This window comes from Caulobacter sp. AP07, from assembly GCF_000281955.1.
In the GTDB taxonomy this organism is placed as follows: domain Bacteria; phylum Pseudomonadota; class Alphaproteobacteria; order Caulobacterales; family Caulobacteraceae; genus Caulobacter.
On sequence record NZ_AKKF01000242.1, the window covers coordinates 1 to 16,795 of the forward strand.

Genomic DNA, 16,795 nt, shown 5'->3' on the forward strand with positions numbered 1-16,795 from the left:
CCCCCGCCGATATCGGCCAGCGGATCGGCGCGGCGACGCCACAGCGACGGCTTGGGCAGGAAGCCGCGGGGTTCCTCGCGCAGGACCCGCGGCCAGAAGTCCAGGCCGATCACCGCCATCTCGCGGCTCATGGCGGCCCGCACCCGGTTGCGCTCGACCCAGCCGGACGCCAGGTTGAACGGCGTGGCCATGGCGTCGAACAGGCCCGAGGCCGCATAGGCGTCGAACTTGTCGCCCCCGCCCGACACGCCCAGCAGCCGGATCAGCCGCGCGCCGCGCAGGGCGGTCAGCTGCTCCAGGGTCTCGGACGGAAAGTCGGCGCCGTCGGGGTCGTCCAGGGTGGCGATGTCGAGATGCCCCAGGCCCGTGCGGTCCAGAGCCTGGTCGATCATGTCGTGCACGACCTGGGCCCGCAGCGCGCGGTCGCCCTTGGCGCGCAGCCGCCAGCCGATGAACAGCAGCCGCCGCTCGACGGTGGCCAGGGCCTCGGCCGCGCCCTCCATCAGGGCCGGCGACACGCCGTCGAATTCGAAGCTGTTGACGCCGTTTTCCAGCGCCGCATAGATCAGTCTGCGCCAGTCGCCCGCCTTCAGGCGCGGCTGGTCCTCGAGCCTCAGCGAGATCGCCGAGACCGCCACGCCGGCGCTGCCGAAGGGGCGATAGCGCATCGGGCCTATTCCGAGGGGGCGACGGTTTCGAGGGCCAGGGCGTGCAGCGTGCCGCCCAGCACGTCGGCCAGGGCGCGGTTGACCATCTGGTGCTGCTTGACCCGGTTCAGGCCGCGGAAGGCCGGCGAGACGATGCGCGCCTTGTAGTGGTCGCCGTCGCCGGCCAGGTCGGTCAGCACGATCTCGGCGTCGGGAAACGCCTCATGCAGGCGGGCTTCGAGGTCGGCGGGGGACATGGGCACGGCGGAAGACTCCGAATCTCTCAGCATTGGGTATGCCGCGTAAACCTTAAGAACGGGCATACGCGCCAAACGGTTCGCGGGGCGGCTCCGCTTGCCGGCGACCACGGAGCACGCCACAAAACGCCCCGTGTTTTCGTGAAAGGTCCCCGTGCGCTCGATTCTCGTTCCCATCGCCATCATCCTTTTCGGCTCGACGGCGGCCTGTGCGGCCCCGGCCTCGACGAAGGGCGTCGCGCCCGGCGCCTACGCCGTCGACGACGTCCGCCTGCTGTCGGCCGACGACATGGAAGGGCGAGGCGTGGGCACGCCGGGCGGGGCCAAGGCGCGGGCCTATATCCGGGAGCGCTTCATCCAGATCGGCCTGAAGCCGCAGGGCGGCGCGTTCGAGCAGCCGTTCAGCTTCAAGACCAAGCTCGGCAAGACCGTTGACGGGGTGAACCTGGTCGCCCGCATCGAGGGCACGTCGAGTTCCGACAAGGTGCTGGTGGTCTCGGCCCACTACGACCACCTGGGGATCAAGGGCGGCAAGATCCATAACGGGGCCGACGACAACGCCTCGGGCGTGGCGGGCCTGTTGGCGGTGGCCGAGGCCTTCAAGGCCGCCCCGCCGCGCCACACGGTGCTGATCGTCGCCTTCGACGGCGAGGAGAGCGGGCTGCGGGGCGCCAAGGCCTTCGTCGCCGACCCGCCTGTCCCGCTGGCCAGGATCGGGCTGGCGGTCAATTTCGACATGATCAGCAAGAACGCCAAGGGCGAGCTCTATGTCAGCGGCGCGGGACCGCAGCCCTGGCTCAAGCCGGTGCTGGACGGCGCGGCGAAGACGGCCCCGGTGACCCTGAAGCTGGGCCACGACACCGACGCCGACGGCGAGCAGAACAATTGGACAATGCAGTCCGACCAGGGCCCGTTCGCCGCCGCGGGCGTGCCGTGGGTCTATTTCGGCGTCGAGGACCACCCCGAATACCACCAGCCCACCGACGACTTCGACACCGTGCCACAGGACTTCTTCAAGCGGTCGGTGGCCACGGTGGTGTCGGCGACCCGGGCGCTGGACGACGACCTGGACGGGATCAGCAAGGGGGCGGGGCGGTAGGAATCGGTCGGTGCGGCCTCAGCCCGCGCCCTCCTCGGCCTCTTCCCCCTCGTCCTCCTCCAGACCGAACACCTCGTCGATCACCTCGACGATCTCCTCCAGGTCATCCAGCGTGACCCGCAGCTTCAGCGTCTTCTCATCGTCACCGGTGACGGTGAGGAAGATCCCGTCGTCGGTCTCTTCCAGGATGAATTCGTCAAGGTTGGCGATGGCGGTCATGGCGGTCTCCTCAAGCTGACGGGCAAGCGGCCGAGGCGGGGTGCGGGTTCCCCTCAGCGCTTGCCCTTCAACCGATAGATAGTGTCGCCGCGCGCCAGCATCGTGACAAATCTGTCGATGCGCGCTCGGCTAGGCGGGCTCGCTCACCTTGTAGCGCTCGGCCGGGCGGTTGCGCGAAAGGTTCGGCAGCAGTTTGGTCCGCGCCGCGTCATAGGCGGCGAAGTCGGCCGGGTCGGGCAGGGACGGGATGGTGACCAGCTCGCCCTGGTCGAAGCCGGCCAGCGCCGCGTCCACCAGGTCGTCGACCTCCATCAGCATGGCCGGGTCGAGCTTGTCGGCGCCGCCGCTGCCCGAGCGGTCCCAGATCTCGGTGCGGGTCGCGCCCGGCAGCACGGCCTGGAGCTGGATGTTGGGGCTCAGCTGCAGGCGCAGGGTCTGGGTGAAATAGGTGACATAGGCCTTGGTCGCGCCGTAGACGGCCAGTTGCAGCTCGGGGGCCAGGCCGACGACCGACGAGATGTTGACGATCGCGCCGCGATCGCGGGCCGCGAAGGCCCTGGCGGCGGCGTGGGCCAGGCGGGTCACCGAGACGATGTTGAGCTGGATCATGCTTTCGACCCGATCCAGGTCCTGGTCGACGAAGGCGCCCGCCACCGAAACCCCGGCGTTGTTGATCAGGATGTCGATGGTCGCGTCGTCGCGCAGCCGGGCCTCGACCCGGGCCAGGTCGGCCTTCTGGGTCAGGTCGGCGGTGACGACGTCGATCTTGACGCCGGTCTCGGCCTTCAGCCTGGCGGCCAGGGCTTCCAGGCGGGCGGTATCGCGCGCCACCAGCACCAGGTCGTGGCCGCGGCGGGCCAGGCGGTCGGCATAGGTCGCGCCGATGCCGGAGGAGGCGCCGGTGATCAGGGCCGCGCCGGGAATGTTGTGCTTGCTCATCGTCTTCTCGTCCTTGCTGGCGGGCCCCGTGGTCCGTCGTGGAGCAGAAATGGTACGTCACTTTCAAATAGCAAGTAACTAACTTTCGATTTGCTAGCCGGCCTCCTATATTGGGCTCATGACCCGACGCACCTTCGATCCCGGACAGTGCCCGGTGGGCCGCACGCTGGAGCGCGTGGGCGACACCTGGAGCCTGATGATCCTGCGCGACGCCTTTCACGGCCTGTCCCGGTTCGACCAGTTCGAGCAGAGCCTGGGCGTGGCGCCCAACATCCTCAGCAAGCGCCTGGCCGCCCTGGTCGAGGCGGGGTTCCTGGAGCGTAGGCCCTATCAGGCGCGGCCGGTGCGTCACGAATACGTGCTGACGGCGCTGGGCCGCGACTTCGTGCCGGTGCTGACGGCCCTGATGGCGTTCGGCAACCGGCACTTCGCCGTCGAGGGGCTGGCCAGTCAGATGGTCGAGGTCGCCAGCGGCCTGCCGGCCGACCCGGTGGTGGTCGACCGGCGCACGGGCCTGGAGATCGACGCCGCCCGCTTCACCGTCGCCGCCGGCCCGGCCGCCCAGGCGCCGACCCGCGAGCGGATGGCGCTGGTCGAGGCGCGACGGCGAGCGCGCCTCGACGCCGTGTGAGGCCCGGGCGTCAGTTCTTCACGCCCTTTTCCACGGGCGGAGCCTTGGGTTCGGCGGAGGACACGGCGGCTTCGCGCCGGGTGGGGACGTACATGTTGGTCAGCATGCCGGCCGCCATGCTGCTGGCCCGGAAGCGGGCGCCGTAGGCGGCGCAGGGGTCCTGGCCGTTCTTGATCTCGCGCTTCTGGCGCTTCTCGACCTTCTCGCCTTTCTCGCCCTTGGTGGGGGTCAGTGTCGTGGTGACGGCCTCGGCGAAGGGTTCGGCGAACTGCAGGGCGTCGCCGTGACGCGCCAGCGACGGGGTGTCGCCGCCGATCGGCATGGCCTGGCGCGTCCAGGCGATGGCCGCCACCTGCTGGTTCGTGGCCGTCTCGATCAGTTCGGCCTCGACGCCCAGGCCGCCCAACCCGCCCGGCACACGGAAGGTGACGGGCAAGGGCATGATGAGCCCGGCCGTGGCGGAGGCCGCCGAACTCGCCCGTCCGGTCGGCGTGATCCAGGTCACCGCCGCGCGCGCCCGGGCGTCGGCGGGGTCCGTGGCGGGCACGATCTCGAACCAGCGCGACAGCCGGAAACAGACCTGGGCGTCGATCTCGCGCAGCACCGCGCGGCGCTCCTCCTCGGTCAGCGCCGCCCCGGCGTCGGCGCCGGGCGTCATGATCGTGGGCTCCAGCGACACCCGCCTGATCTGGGCGATGCGGGCCTTGTCGACATATTCGCGGATGTGGGCCCGCCCCTTGGGCTTGCTGGGCGGCAGCGCGGCGTAGGTGCTGAGGAAGCCGGGCCGCTCGGGCCCCGCCGCGGCGCAGGCGCCCAGGCTGGCGGCCACGACCGCGATCGTGGCCGCCCTGACCATCGTTCTCATCCGGCTTCTCCCCCGAAGACCAACGCGCCAAGGCGTTCGGACCTCAACCTTTCAGGGATAGGTGGCGCGGGGGTGTCCTCCAGATGAACGCCTCTCCACAAACGCCGATATCTGAGCTGTTCGGCGATCTTTTTTGTCGAGGATCGATGGAGGTTGGCGCGGCGCGGGCGGATCGCCCGCATCCACCTTCAATTGCGCGTGGTCAAGTTTCGGCCTTTGAGTGTAGGTTTTCCCGCAGCCGGTCATGAGGCCGGGCCATCGGGGGCGGGCGCATGGACATCCAACTGAACTTCATCAACCGGTCGAACGACGCCAACAACAGCAAGGTCGTGATCTTCGCCAAGAACGTGGCGACCAATTTGGCGGAGGCGGTGGCCTGGAGGGTCATCCAGAACTGCGGCCAGGGCGACAACCATCCGTTCGTCCATCCGATGACCACCCAGGTCGGGGTCAGCGACAGCTGGGGCAACTACACACCGCTGCAGCACGCGGCCAACGGTCAGCAGTTCTCGATGGTCATGGGGACGTCGGGCGACGTCCTGCGCGAGAGTGGGCCGGCCGCCAGCCCCAGCGAGATCGAGGTGCGCAACGGCCTGCCGAAGGGGGGGATCAACGCCGGGATCTACAAGGGCGGCAAGCTCTACGCCCAGGAGACCGCGATCCGGCCGCAGCGGACGGCGGTGTTCCAGTTCAAGCCGACGATCTGGATCGGCGTGGCCTCGCAGGTGGTCCAGGGCCAGGTCATGAACTCGGCCATCGTGTCCCAGATCAACACCGAGATCTCGCTGCTGGGCGTCGCCAGCGCCGACATCGTCATGACCGGCGGCGGGCCGGGCGCGAAATCGACGCCGTTCGAGTTCAGCCTGGCCAATGTCGAGTACGCCTGACCGGTCGGCGACCCCGAGGCTGTGGAGGGAGCGATGATCCTGACCCTGATCTGGAAGTGGCTGCGCGGTCTGTGGCGGGACGCCCATCCAGCGCCCGCCCTGGAGACCCCCAAGCCGGTCCTGGAGAGCGAAGCAGCGCTCGATTTCTGCAACCATTCCGACGACGGAAACAACGCCGGCGTCGTCATCTTCCAGGGCGACGGGCCCCGGCCCGCGAAGTGACCGGGGCCCGTCCCTGGATCAGCGCCAGGTTCCGGCGGCGGCCTCGGCCCGGGCCGGAACGTCGTCGCCGTCGGTGGTGACGGACAGGTCGCTCCAGGCGTCGAGTTCGGCCCGCAGGCTGTCGATCTTACCGCCGATCATTGCCACGGCGTCCGAACCGGCGGCAAAGCGCAGCGGCGGATTGGCGCGCTCGGCCAGGTCGACCAGCACGCGGCCCAGCTTGGCCGGATCGCCCGCCTGGGCGTGATTGCGGGCGTCCCAGAAGGCCTTCATCTGGGCCGAGATCTCGGCGTAGTCCTCGATCCGGCGCGAGCCGTAGCGGACCGAGGTTTCGTCGAGGAAATCGGTGCGGAAGAACCCGGGCTCGACGATCGTCACGTGGATCCCGAAGGGCGCGACCTCCCGGGCGATCGATTCCGAGAAGCCCTCGACCGCGAACTTGGTGGCGCAGTACAGCGAGCCGCCTTCGCCGCCCACCAGGCCGCCCACCGACGAAACGTTGAAGATCCGGCCGGCGCGCTGGCGACGCATGGCGGGCAGGACGGCGCGGGTGACGTTGTAGAGGCCGAAGACGTTGGTGTCGTACTGGGCGCGGGCCTCGGCGTCCGTCGTTTCCTCGAACAGGCCCAGATTGCCGTAGCCGGCGTTGTTGACCAGCACGTCGATGCGGCCGAAGCGGGCCAAAGCCGCCTCGACGGCGGCCTGGGCGTCGGCCTCGCGGGTGACGTCGAGGGCCAGCGACAGGACGCTGTCGCCGTCGGGGCCGAACGCGGCTTCCAGCGCTTCGCGACGGCGGCCGGTGACCACCACGCGGTCGCCGGCGGTCAGGGCCGCCTTGGCAATCTCGGCGCCGAGGCCGCGGGCGGCGCCGGTGACGAACCAGATCTTGCTCATGGGAAATCTCCTTGTCTGTGGCGCTATTGAAGGCCTCGGGAGGGCGTGGGCGTTAGGGCGTTGCTCGCAAGCTCTTGCATAATCCGATCAGTCCCGGCGCCGCACGCTTGATGCATGCCATCGGCTGGGCTCATGTGGCGGCCATGGACCCGCTGATCGAAATCCGCGCGCTGGTCGAGCGCCACGCCCGCGAAGGGGCCTGGGAGACACCGGTTCCAGGCTTGACGCTGTTCCTGGCCAGCGCGCCGACCGAGCCGATGCCGATCGTCTACCAGCCCCTGCTGTGCCTGATCGTGACAGGGGCCAAGAACACGGCGCTGGGCGACCGCCTGTTCCGCTACGACCCGGGCAAGTTCCTGACCGTGTCGGTGGACCTGCCGGTCAGCGGCCAGGTGATCGAGGCGCCGTACGCGGCGCTCGCCATCGTCCTGGACCCGGCCAGGATCGCCCGGCTGATCCTGGAGGCGCCCGCGCCGTCGGCCCCGGGGGCGTCGGCCGGCCTGCAGGTCAACGAGGCGGGTCCCGACCTGCTGGACGCCATCCTGCGGCTTCTGCGCCTGCTGGACCGGCCCGCCGACATTCCGGTGCTGGCGCCGATGCTGGAACGGGAAGTGCTGTGGCGGCTGCTGCAGGGGCCCAGCGGCCCGATGGTCCGGCAGATCGGCCTGGCCGAAAGCCGCCTGTCGCAGGTGAACCGCGCGATCCAGTGGCTGCAGGCCAATCTGGCCGCGCCCATGCAGGTCGAGACTCTGGCGCGCCTGGCGGGCATGAGCCCGGCCTCGTTCCACCGCCACTTCAAGGCGGTCACGGCCATGAGCCCGCTGCAGTACCAGAAGCAGCTTCGTTTGCAGGCGGCCCGGACCCTGTTGCTGACCCGGCCGGGCGACGTGGCGGGGGCGGGCTTCAGCGTCGGCTACGACAGCGCCAGCCAGTTCAGCCGCGAATATGCCCGCCTGTTCGGCGCGCCTCCGGGCCGCGACGCCGCCCGGCTACGGGCTTCACCGCAGCCGGCCTTCGCGATCGCCTAGTCGATGCAGATCGCGCCGGTCGCCTTGCCGTCCACCACCTTGGCGAAGCAGCCGAACTGGACGTTGGTCTTCTGGCACGTGCCGGCCACCGCGCCGGTGGTCTCGACATTGCCGTCCAGGATGCAGGCGCCCTGGCAGTCGGCCTTGTCGCGGCAGATCTTGTCGGCGTCGGCATAGGGCACGACGCAGGTCGGGCGTTGCAGGCGGCCGACCGGCTGCATCGTCCCGCCGCGCGTCGCGCAGGTGGCGTCGGCGGTCTGGGCCGTGGGGGCGGGGCCGGGCGCGGTCGGGGCGCAGGCCGCCAGCAGCGCGAGGGCCAGGCTGGCGGTCGCCAGGATCGAAGTCTTGCGCATGGTCATTGTCCTGAGGCCGGGGCGTTCATGAAGCCCGGCATCCAGGCCTCGTGGGCCGCGCGCAGGGTTTCCAGGGGGATGCTGAACAGGCCCGAGGAGGCGAAGGCGTCGCCGCCCGCCACGCCCGCCAGGTTGGCGTGGACGCCGGCTTCCTTGGCCGCCGCCAGCACGCCGTCGGGATCGGGGGTGGCGACCAGGTAGCGGGCCTGGTCCTCGCCGAACAGGTAGGGGTGGGCGTGCTGCTGGCTGGTGGCGTTCAGGGTGACGCCGACCTTGCTGGCCAGGGCGATGTCGGCCGCGGCGATCAGCAGACCGCCGTCCGACAGGTCGTGCAGGCCGGCGACCAGGCCGGTGGGGATCAGGCCGCGCACGAAGTCGCCGTTCTTGCGCTCCAGGGCCAGGTCGACCGGCGGCGGGGCGCCGTCCTCGCGGCCCAGGATCTCGCGCAGATAGATCGAGGCCCCCAGTTCGCCGTGGCACTCGCCGACCAGGACCAGGCTGTCGCCCTCGGCCACGTTGCCGAAGCCCATGCGCAGGTCATAGTCCTCGATCAGGCCCACCGCCCCCACCGTCGGGGTCGGCGGAATGGCGACGCCGTTGGTCTCGTTGTAGAGCGAGACGTTGCCGCTCACGACCGGGAAGTCCAGCGCCCGGCAGGCCTCGGCCATGCCGTCGGTGGCGCGGACGATCTGGCCCATGGTCTCGGGCTTTTCGGGGCTGCCGAAATTGAGGTTGTCGGTGATGGCGATCGGCGTCGAGCCGGCGGCCGTCAGGTTGCGCCACGCTTCCGCAACAGCCTGCTTGCCGCCCTCGTAGGGGTCGTTCTGCACGTAGCGCGGGGTGACGTCGCTGGTCACCGCGATGGCCTTGCCCTTGCCGTGGATGCGGACGATGCCGGCGTCGCAGCCGGTGGCGCTGTCTTCCAGGGTGTCGGCCATCACGTGGCGGTCGTACTGCTCCCACAGCCAGCGCTTGGAGGCCATGTCGGGGCTGCCGACCACCTTCAGTACGGCGGCGTCCCAGTCGGCCGGACCGGCGATCTTGCCGGGGTCGAGGCGCGGATGCAGGGTCGGCTGCACCCAGGGGCGGTCATACAGCGGCGCGTCGTCGAACAGCGGGGCCAGCGGCACGTCGCAGACCGTTTCGCCGTGATGCTTCAGCACCAGGTGGCCGGTGTCGGTGGTGACGCCGATGATCGCGGCGTCCAGGCCCCACTTCTCGAAGATCGCATGGCCGTCGCGCTCGCGGCCGGGCTTCAGCACCGCCAGCATGCGCTCCTGGCTTTCCGACAGCATCATCTCGTAGGCGGTCATGCCGGTTTCGCGCTGCGGGACCATGTCCATGTTCAGCTCGATGCCGACCCCGCCCTTGCCGGCCATCTCGACCGACGAACTGGTCAGGCCCGCCGCGCCCATGTCCTGGATGGCGGCGACGGCGCCGGTGGCCATCAGCTCCAGCGTCGCCTCGATCAGCAGCTTCTCGGCGAAGGGGTCGCCGACCTGGACGGTGGGGCGCTTCTCCTCGGAATCCTCCGAGAACTCGGCCGACGACATGGTGGCGCCGTGGATGCCGTCGCGGCCGGTCTTGGAGCCGAAATAGACCACCGACAGGCCAGCCCCCGGCGCGGCCGAGTAGAAGATCTTGTCGGCGTCGGCCAGGCCCACGCACATGGCGTTGACCAGGATATTGCCGTTGTAGCCGGGGTGGAAATTGGTCTCGCCGGCCACGGTGGGCACGCCGACGCAGTTGCCGTAGCCGGCGATGCCGGCCACCACGCCGTCGACCAGGCGCTTGGTCTTCGGATGGCTGGGGTCGCCGAACCGCAGGGCGTTGAGCAGGGCGATCGGCCGCGCGCCCATGGTGAAGACGTCGCGCATGATGCCGCCCACGCCCGTCGCCGCGCCCTGGTAGGGCTCGATGTAGGAGGGGTGGTTGTGGCTCTCCATCTTGAAGATAATGGCGTCGCCGTCGTTGATGTCGATGACGCCGGCGTTCTCGCCGGGGCCGCAGATCACCCGGGGACCGGTGATCGGGAACTTCTTCAGCTGGTTCTTCGAGGATTTGTACGAGCAGTGCTCGGACCACATCACCGAGAACACCCCCAGCTCGACCAGGTTGGGCTCGCGACCCAGGCGGTCGAGCACGACGGCGTACTCCTCCGCGTTCAGGCCAAATTCACGGGCCGTGTCGGCCATCGACTTCTGGGGGGCGGGCGAGGTGCTCATGGAGCGGCCTTCTAGCCTGCGCCGGGGGATTCCGCTATATTCTAGAAAGATCAAAGGTGTTTCTAGAATGGGCATCAGCATCAAGCGGGCGGAGACCGAGGCCCTGGCCCGGGAAGTCGCGGCCGTCACGGGGGAGAGCTTGACCGAGGCGATCCACCAGGCCCTGGTCGAGAAGGTCGCCCGGCTTTCGGAGCCCTACGCCCTGTCGGAGGCCGAGGAGGCGGCCAAGCAGGCGTTCTTCGCGGAACTGGACGCGCGTCCCATCCTCGACCCCCGCGACTGGCGCGAAATCGAGGCCGAGCTCTATGACGAGCACGGTCAGCCGATCGGATGATCGTCGATACGTCAGCTCTGTTGGCCATCGCCTTGAGAGAGCCGGAACGCGACGCGTTCTACGTCCTGATGCTGCGCGCCAAGCGTCGTCGGATGTCGGCGGCGTCCTATGTCGAGGCGGCGGAGGTCTATATGCGCCGCATGGGGGCTCCGATCGGGATCTCCCTGCTGAACCGGGACATCGCTCAGTTGAGGATCGAGATCGTCGCCCTGACCGCCGAGCAAGCCTATGCCGCGGTCGAGGCGCGTAGAACCTATGGCAAGGGGCGGCACGACGCCGACCTGAACTATGGCGACAGTTTCGTCTACGCCCTGGCCAAGAGCCTGGACGAGCCGCTGCTGTTCAAGGGAAACGACTTCATCCACACCGACGTGAAGCGCGTCGCCTCATAGGTTCCCGCCGTCACGGGGCGCGGGGTGCGTGGGCGGCTAGTCGACCAGGCTTGCGAGCGCGCCTTCAACTCAAAAATCTCGTCATCCCCCGCTTTATGCGGGGGACCCAAGCGGCCGTGGATATGCGTCAGACCCGGCTTGGGTCCCCCGAACAAGTCGGGGGATGACGGCGGGCGTGGGCGGCAGAACACAGCCGCGGGGCCCCCTACAGCCCGAACTCGACCCACAGCGGATAGTGGTCCGACATCCGCCAGGACAGTTCGGTGCGGTTCAGGGACTTCAGCACGGCGCCCTGGAAGTTGATCCCTCCGGCCTGGCGGTATTCCAGCGACAGGTAGGGCTTGTTCTTCACCGTCTCGAACCAGGCGATCTGGTCGAAGAAGCTCTTGAGGTCGGGGTGTTCGAGCGAGGACGACAGGGTGCGCGGCACGGTCAGCAGATCGGGGGCGGGGGTCAGGCCGGTGGAGGTGAAGGCTTGCCAGAGCGGGTCGCCATGGCGGTCGATGTTGAAGTCGCCCATGCAGATCAGGTTGTGGCCGAAATCGTCCTCCTGCTCGGCCCAGCGGCGCAGCCACTTGGCGATGCCGGTCAGTTCGGCCACCCGGTCCTGGCTGGCGTCGCCATAGATGACGTGCAGGGTGACCAGCACCACGGTCTGGCCGCCGGCCTGGAAGCTGACGGCGTAGGGCGTGCGGACGAACTGGCGCTGGAAGGCGTTGACCGGCGTGGAGAACGGCGTGTCGATGTCCTCGGGCACCACCAGTTCGCAGGCCAGGCCCGACAGCTTCACCCGCCGGCTGTCGAAGATGTAGGCCAGCCGCTCGCCGTTGCCGGGCGCGCCCTGGGTGACGTCGGTCATGACGAAACCGTAGTCGGGACCCAGTTTCTTGAGCGTGTGGCGCAGGGCGCGCAGGTTGGCCTTGACCTCCTGCACGGCGACGATGTCGAAGCGGGACAGGACCTCGGCGATCAGCACGCAGGCGTGGAAGTCGCGGCGCGGCGTGTCGCCCGGCTGGCTGGCCCAGGCCTTGGTCAGGTCGCCGAAGGCGCGGATGTTCCAGGTGCCGATCAGCAGGTTGTCGCCATCGACCTTGCGCGGGATGGCGTCGAGCACGGGCGAGAGCGCCGCCAGGTCGTCGAGGACGGCCTGGGGCGGCGGATCGGTGATCTCGGCCATCGAAGGCCTCCCGCTAAGGTTGAACGATCATGCCTCGGAACGCGGCCACCGACAAGCTAAGTTGCTTGGATTCGTGGGCCCATGCCCTGGCGAGCGAGGAGAACGACGATGACGATGCTGGCGCGCCGAACCCTGCTGGGCCTGTTGGTCGCCCTGCCGCTGGCCGCCGCCGCGCCCGGGTCTGTCCGGGTGCGGATGGTCACCGACCTGGGGCCCATCGTCATCGAGCTCTATCCGGACAAGGCGCCGGTCACCGTGGCCAATTTCCTGGCCTATGCGGACCAGCATCTGCTGGACGGCGGGGCCTTCTACCGGACGGTGTCGCCCAAGAACGACAACAACCCGGCGACCATCAGCGTCATCCAGGGCGGGCTGAACCGCGACGACAGCCCGCTGCCGGCGATTCCCCACGAGACCACCAAGGTCACGGGCATCCTCCACACCGACGGGGTGATCTCGATGGCGCGGGGCGAGCCGGGCTCGGCCGGGTCGGAGTTCTTCATCTGCATCGGCGACAACCCCGCCCTGGATTTCGGCGGCGCCCGCAACAAGGACGGCCAGGGCTTCGCGGCGTTCGGCAAGGTGGTCGAGGGCATGGACGTGGTCCGCGCCATCCACGACGCGCCGACCGTCAGCAAGGCCGACGATCCCTATATGAAGGGCCAGATCATCGAAAAGCCCGTGAAGATTCAAAAGCTAAGCCGGAACTAAGGCGCCTTCGCCGTAGGAACGGGGTGAATCCCCGGTCGTTTCCTCCCCGTGCGCGATCGGCGCGCTGTCGAAGGAGGACGATCATGGGCGACAAGAAACGCAATCCGCCGCAGCAGCAGAACGACCCGCAGCGGCAGGCCCCGGGTCAACAGCATCAACAGGGCGACAAGAATCGCCCGATGCCGAGCGAACCCGGCCGCAACCCCGGCGGTCAGGCCGACCAGCGCCGCGACCGCTGACGAAACGACCGCTCCGTGAACGAAGGAAGGGCCGGAGGCGAAAGCCTCCGGCTTTCTTGATTCCTCCCCCTCTGGGGGAGGGGTCGGCGAAGCCGACGGTGGGGGGAGTGATCGGCAGACGGCCACAACCCGAGTAGACCGTCCTAAAACTCCCCCCACCGGCCTTCGGCCGCCTCCCCCAGAGGGGGAGGACCTAGCCCGCTACTGCGCCACCACCGGCAGCTCGATGAAGCTGGCCTCCGCCCCCGCGTGATAGACCCGCTGCGTCGCCTTCACGTAGTCGCCCGGCTTGGCGAAGAAGATGTTGGGCACGAAGGTCTGCGGGTTGCGGTCGTAGAGCGGGAACCAGCTGGACTGCACCTGGACCATGATCCGGTGACCCGGCTGGAAGGTGTAGTTCGCGGTCGGCAGGATGAACTGGTACTTCAGCGGCGTGTTGGACTTGATCGCCTTGGGATCGCTGAAGCTCTCGCGATAGCGGCCGCGGAAGATGTCCATGCCGACGGCCAGCTGGTAGCCGCCCAGTTCGGGCTGGCTGGGGACCTCGTCGGGGAAGACGTCGATCAGCTTGACCACCCAGTCGGCGTCGCTGCCGCTGGTCGAGGCGGTGAGGTTGACCTTGGGCACGCCGGCTATCTTCAGCGGCGCGGTCAGGGGCTCGGACACATAGCTCAGCACGTCGGTGCGGTCGGCGACGGCGCGCTGGTCGGTCAGCAGCCACGGCGTCCAGCGGTCGCGCTCGCCGAACTTCAGCGGGCGCGGGATGTAGGGTACGGGCTTGGCCGGGTCGGAGACGTATTCGTCATAGGCCGCCGGGCCCTTGGCCGCGGCCGGGGCGCTGAACGACAGCCCGCCCTTCTCGGTCAGATAGAGAGGCTTGCTCCCGCCCTGCGGCCAGGACTTGTAGCGATCCCAGTGGTTCTGGCCGGGATCGTAGATCAGCACCGGCGGAGTGTCGGCCTTGGGCGCGCCGTCCTTCAGGTACTGGTCGAAGAACGGCAGCAGCACGTCGCGGCGGAACTGCAGGGCGGTGTCGCCGTCCCACTTGAAGGCCCCCAGGCTGGAGCCGTCATAATTGACCTGGCTGTGGCGCCAGGGGCCCAGCACTAGGTAGCTCTTGTCGTTGGCCGCGTCCTTGGGCTCGGTGGCGGCGTAGGCGTGGACCGCGCCCCACATGTCCTCCTGGTCCCACAGGCCCTGGATCCACATGGTCGGCACCTTCAGCGGCTGCTCGGCCATGGTCTTGTCCAGCGCCTGCTGGCTCCAGAACGGCGTGTAGGCGGCGTTCTCGGTGGTCTTCTTCCACCAGGGCAGCTGGTCGATCCCGTGCAGCCTGGCGTAGTCGCCCGCCGAACCGGCCCGGCGGAAGGTCTCGTAGTCGTCGGGACCGACGCGCTGCACGCTCTCGCCCGCGCCGCGCACCGTGGTCTGGCCGGTGAAGTAGTCGAAGTTCACCTGCCGGAAGGCCCCGAAATGGAACCAGTCGTCGCCCATCCAGCCGTCGACCATCGGGCTCATCGGCGCGGCGACCTTGAGGGCCGGGTGCGGATTGACCAGGGCCATCACCACCGTGAAGCCCTCGTAGGAACTGCCCAGCATGCCGACCTTGCCGTTGCTCTCGGGCACGTTCTTGGTCAGCCAGTCGATGGTGTCATAGGCGTCGGTGGAATGGTCGACCTCGCTGTTGTTCAGCGGCCCCTTCAGCGGGCGGGTCATCACGTAGTCGCCTTCCGAGCCGTACTTGCCGCGGATGTCCTGGAACACGCGGATGTAGCCGTCCTTGACGAACACCTCGTCGCCCTGCGGCAGGGCCGACAGCATGTTGGGACTGTCGTTGCGCGCGGCGCGCTTGGCGGCGTTGTAGGGCGTGCGGGTCAGCAGGATCGGGGCGCCCTTGGCCCCCTTGGGCACGACGATGACCGTGTAGAGCTTGGTCCCGTCGCGCATCGGCACCATCACCACGCGCTTGTCGTAGTCGTAGCCGACCTTGGGCGCGACGTACTTGCCGTTGATGTCCGGCGTCAGGGCCGGGGTTTGGGCGTGAACCGTGGTGGTGAAGGCGGTGAGGGCGGCGGCGGCCAGCAGGCCGGCGCGGAGGGTCGACGCGAGACTCATGGAAAAGCTCCCCAATGGTGTGGGCACCTTAGGAGCGGTTTTCAGCAGGCGCTATAATATAACAGCGTTTCGGGCCGCTAGCGCCGGTACACGCCGTCGAAGCTCACCGACGCGCCACCGCAGCTTCCATTGTCGGCGACCACCATATAGCGGCTCACCCGGCGCATGTTGACGCTGCAAAAGGGCATGGCGTCCTTGGGGTCGGCATAGTCGGCGCTGACGCCCTTGACCTCCAGGTGGCCCTCGAACGAACCGGAATGCGCCGAGACAGGCCCCTTCCAGGTGGCTTCGCCCTTGGCGCGGAAGCCGTTCTTGCCGCGGGTGATGGTGATCTGGTTGTCGCTGAAGCTCCAATCGCCCAGCCAGTCGCCCTCGCCGGAGGGGGCGACGGCCGACTTGACCAGGTCCGCCATCTTCAGCCAGCCCACCGTGTGGCGGTCGCCGCGCCCGTACCAGGCGCAGGTCCAGCCGTTCTCGACCTTGCTGACCAGCACCTCGTCCTGGACGACCACATAGCTTTTCAGCTTGCAGCTCAGCGCCTCGGGACAGCCCTGACCATCGCCATCGTCATCTGCATGGAAGTAGGTCCGTCCGCCGGTCGGGGGCGAGACGTTGTAGGCGGCCACGCCGTCCTGGGCGAAATAGACGAAATCTCCGTAGCCGCAGCGGTCGGGGACCTGGCCGGCGACCGCCATCGACGGTCCGGCGAGGAGGAAGGCCACGGTGATCGAGAAACGACGCATCGGAGCCCCCTTGGCCGTCGTCAGGCGCTGGCGAAGATGCTGCGGAACAGGATCGCCCCGTCCTCCGACCCCAGGTCCGGGTCGAACGAGCGGTCGGGGTGGGGCATCAGGCCCAGGACGTTGCCGCCGGCGTTGACGATGCCGGCAATGTCGCGGGCCGAGCCGTTGGGGTTGTCCTGGTAGCGGAACACCACCTGGCCCTCGCCCTCGATGCGGTTGAGGGTCTCTTCGTCGGCGAAGAAATTGCCCTCGCCGTTGCCGACGGTCATCACGGCCGAGCGCTGCTCGCCGAAGCTGGCGGTGAAGCGGGTCTGGCCGTTGGTGATGTCCAGGGCCACCGGCTTGCAGATATATTTCAGCTTCTCGTTGCGCAGCAGGGCGCCGGGCAGCAGGCCCGCCTCGCACAGCACCTGGAAGCCGTTGCAGATACCCACGACGGCGACGCCGTCGTTGGCGGCCTTGATCACTTCGCGCATCACCGGGCTCTGGGCGGCCATGGCCCCGCAGCGCAGGTAGTCGCCGTAGGAGAAGCCGCCGGGCAGGACGATCAGGTCCAGGTCGTCCGGCAGGGCCGTCTCCTGGTGCCAGACCATTTCGACGCGGGCTCCAGCGGAGCGCTCGATGGCGACCTTGCAGTCACGATCGCAATTGGAACCGGGGAAGACGACGACGGCGGCTTTCATGGCGCGGGCCTGTAGCATCGTTCGCGGACGATGTCAGCGGCTCCTTCACTTCTCGTTGTCATCCCGGACAAGCGCGCAGCGCGCCGATCCGGGACCGACGCGTGAACGCCTGTGCTTCCGGCGGTCCCGGATAAC

21 protein-coding genes are annotated in these 16,795 nt (G+C 68.7%); 9 read left to right on the forward strand and 12 right to left on the reverse strand.

The features are described 5' to 3' along the window. On the reverse strand, positions 1-668 hold a 668-nt coding region (locus PMI01_RS21785; RefSeq protein WP_007674332.1), incomplete at its 3' end, for an aldo/keto reductase. A gap of 5 nt (positions 669-673) precedes the next feature. After that, positions 674-910, reverse strand: coding sequence for a BolA family protein (locus tag PMI01_RS21790; protein WP_007674335.1), 237 nt, complete (start codon positions 908-910; stop codon positions 674-676). A 148-nt stretch (positions 911-1,058) separates the two neighbouring features. Here PMI01_RS21790 and PMI01_RS21795 point away from each other — a divergent pair, with 148 nt between their 5' ends. Further along, entirely contained in the window at positions 1,059-2,003 is a 945-nt protein-coding gene (locus PMI01_RS21795; protein WP_007674337.1) for a M20/M25/M40 family metallo-hydrolase, read from the forward strand. Between the two features lie 18 nt (positions 2,004-2,021). On the opposite strand, the gene PMI01_RS21800 is transcribed toward PMI01_RS21795, so the two are convergent. Together PMI01_RS21800 and PMI01_RS21805 are read right to left on the reverse strand one after the other, a co-directional pair. Then, positions 2,022-2,222: a hypothetical protein gene (locus PMI01_RS21800; RefSeq protein WP_007674339.1), complete on the reverse strand. Its 201-nt coding sequence runs from the start codon at positions 2,220-2,222 to the stop codon at positions 2,022-2,024. A 129-nt stretch (positions 2,223-2,351) separates the two neighbouring features. Continuing rightward, positions 2,352-3,161, reverse strand: coding sequence for an SDR family NAD(P)-dependent oxidoreductase (locus PMI01_RS21805; RefSeq protein ID WP_007674340.1), 810 nt, complete (start codon positions 3,159-3,161; stop codon positions 2,352-2,354). Positions 3,162-3,279: 118 nt separating this feature from the next. On the opposite strand from PMI01_RS21805, the gene PMI01_RS21810 reads away from it, so the two are divergent. Further along, positions 3,280-3,792, forward strand: a complete 513-nt coding sequence (locus PMI01_RS21810; RefSeq protein ID WP_007674342.1) for a winged helix-turn-helix transcriptional regulator — start codon at positions 3,280-3,282, stop codon at positions 3,790-3,792. 10 nt (positions 3,793-3,802) lie between these two features. On the opposite strand, the gene PMI01_RS21815 is transcribed toward PMI01_RS21810, so the two are convergent. Beyond that, positions 3,803-4,657, reverse strand: coding sequence for a DUF3313 family protein (locus PMI01_RS21815; RefSeq protein ID WP_007674345.1), 855 nt, complete (start codon positions 4,655-4,657; stop codon positions 3,803-3,805). 272 nt (positions 4,658-4,929) lie between these two features. On the opposite strand from PMI01_RS21815, the gene PMI01_RS21820 reads away from it, so the two are divergent. Beyond that, on the forward strand, positions 4,930-5,544 hold the full coding sequence (locus PMI01_RS21820) for a hypothetical protein (RefSeq protein WP_007674347.1): 615 nt from the start codon (positions 4,930-4,932) through the stop codon (positions 5,542-5,544). 33 nt (positions 5,545-5,577) lie between these two features. Further along, complete coding sequence (locus PMI01_RS21825; RefSeq protein ID WP_007674348.1) at positions 5,578-5,766, forward strand: hypothetical protein; 189 nt, start codon at positions 5,578-5,580, stop codon at positions 5,764-5,766. An 18-nt stretch (positions 5,767-5,784) separates the two neighbouring features. Here PMI01_RS21825 and PMI01_RS21830 read toward each other — a convergent pair whose 3' ends face one another. Continuing rightward, on the reverse strand, positions 5,785-6,660 hold the full coding sequence (locus tag PMI01_RS21830; RefSeq protein WP_007674349.1) for an oxidoreductase: 876 nt from the start codon (positions 6,658-6,660) through the stop codon (positions 5,785-5,787). A gap of 110 nt (positions 6,661-6,770) precedes the next feature. Between PMI01_RS21830 and PMI01_RS21835 the strand changes: the two genes are divergently transcribed. Beyond that, the gene (locus PMI01_RS21835) at positions 6,771-7,688 is read left to right on the forward strand and encodes an AraC family transcriptional regulator (RefSeq protein ID WP_007674350.1); all 918 of its coding nucleotides are present in this window, start codon (positions 6,771-6,773) and stop codon (positions 7,686-7,688) included. On the opposite strand, the gene PMI01_RS21840 is transcribed toward PMI01_RS21835, so the two are convergent. Continuing rightward, positions 7,685-8,041 (reverse strand): hypothetical protein, encoded by a 357-nt coding sequence (locus tag PMI01_RS21840; RefSeq protein ID WP_007674351.1) that lies wholly within the window; start codon positions 8,039-8,041, stop codon positions 7,685-7,687. The two genes, PMI01_RS21835 and PMI01_RS21840, sit on opposite strands and share 4 nt — an antisense overlap. Before the next feature lie 2 nt (positions 8,042-8,043). Further along, positions 8,044-10,266, reverse strand: a complete 2,223-nt coding sequence (gene purL, locus PMI01_RS21845) for a phosphoribosylformylglycinamidine synthase subunit PurL (RefSeq protein ID WP_007674352.1) — start codon at positions 10,264-10,266, stop codon at positions 8,044-8,046. A 67-nt stretch (positions 10,267-10,333) separates the two neighbouring features. On the opposite strand from purL, the gene PMI01_RS21850 reads away from it, so the two are divergent. Together PMI01_RS21850 and PMI01_RS21855 are read left to right on the forward strand one after the other, a co-directional pair. Then, positions 10,334-10,600, forward strand: coding sequence for a type II toxin-antitoxin system VapB family antitoxin (locus tag PMI01_RS21850; RefSeq protein ID WP_007674353.1), 267 nt, complete (start codon positions 10,334-10,336; stop codon positions 10,598-10,600). After that, on the forward strand, positions 10,597-10,992 hold the full coding sequence (locus tag PMI01_RS21855; RefSeq protein ID WP_007674354.1) for a type II toxin-antitoxin system VapC family toxin: 396 nt from the start codon (positions 10,597-10,599) through the stop codon (positions 10,990-10,992). Before PMI01_RS21850 ends, PMI01_RS21855 begins: the two co-directional genes overlap by 4 nt. Before the next feature lie 205 nt (positions 10,993-11,197). Here the strand turns inward: PMI01_RS21855 and PMI01_RS21860 are convergent, their stop codons facing one another. Next, a complete protein-coding gene (locus PMI01_RS21860) occupies positions 11,198-12,169 on the reverse strand; it encodes an endonuclease/exonuclease/phosphatase family protein (RefSeq protein ID WP_007674356.1) in 972 nt (323 codons plus the stop codon). A 114-nt stretch (positions 12,170-12,283) separates the two neighbouring features. On the opposite strand from PMI01_RS21860, the gene PMI01_RS21865 reads away from it, so the two are divergent. Together PMI01_RS21865 and PMI01_RS27525 are read left to right on the forward strand one after the other, a co-directional pair. Continuing rightward, positions 12,284-12,880, forward strand: a complete 597-nt coding sequence (locus PMI01_RS21865) for a peptidylprolyl isomerase (protein WP_035037737.1) — start codon at positions 12,284-12,286, stop codon at positions 12,878-12,880. Positions 12,881-12,963: 83 nt separating this feature from the next. Beyond that, entirely contained in the window at positions 12,964-13,119 is a 156-nt protein-coding gene (locus tag PMI01_RS27525; RefSeq protein ID WP_007674361.1) for a hypothetical protein, read from the forward strand. Between the two features lie 201 nt (positions 13,120-13,320). Here PMI01_RS27525 and PMI01_RS21870 read toward each other — a convergent pair whose 3' ends face one another. The 3 genes from PMI01_RS21870 to purQ all read right to left on the reverse strand — a co-directional run bounded on the left by PMI01_RS21870 (position 13,321) and on the right by purQ (position 16,660). Then, a complete protein-coding gene (locus PMI01_RS21870) occupies positions 13,321-15,234 on the reverse strand; it encodes a CocE/NonD family hydrolase (protein WP_007674363.1) in 1,914 nt (637 codons plus the stop codon). Between the two features lie 77 nt (positions 15,235-15,311). Next, positions 15,312-15,977, reverse strand: a complete 666-nt coding sequence (locus tag PMI01_RS21875; protein ID WP_007674365.1) for a hypothetical protein — start codon at positions 15,975-15,977, stop codon at positions 15,312-15,314. A gap of 20 nt (positions 15,978-15,997) precedes the next feature. Beyond that, complete coding sequence (gene purQ, locus PMI01_RS21880; protein ID WP_007674367.1) at positions 15,998-16,660, reverse strand: phosphoribosylformylglycinamidine synthase subunit PurQ; 663 nt, start codon at positions 16,658-16,660, stop codon at positions 15,998-16,000. Between the last annotated feature and the right edge of the window lie 135 nt (positions 16,661-16,795).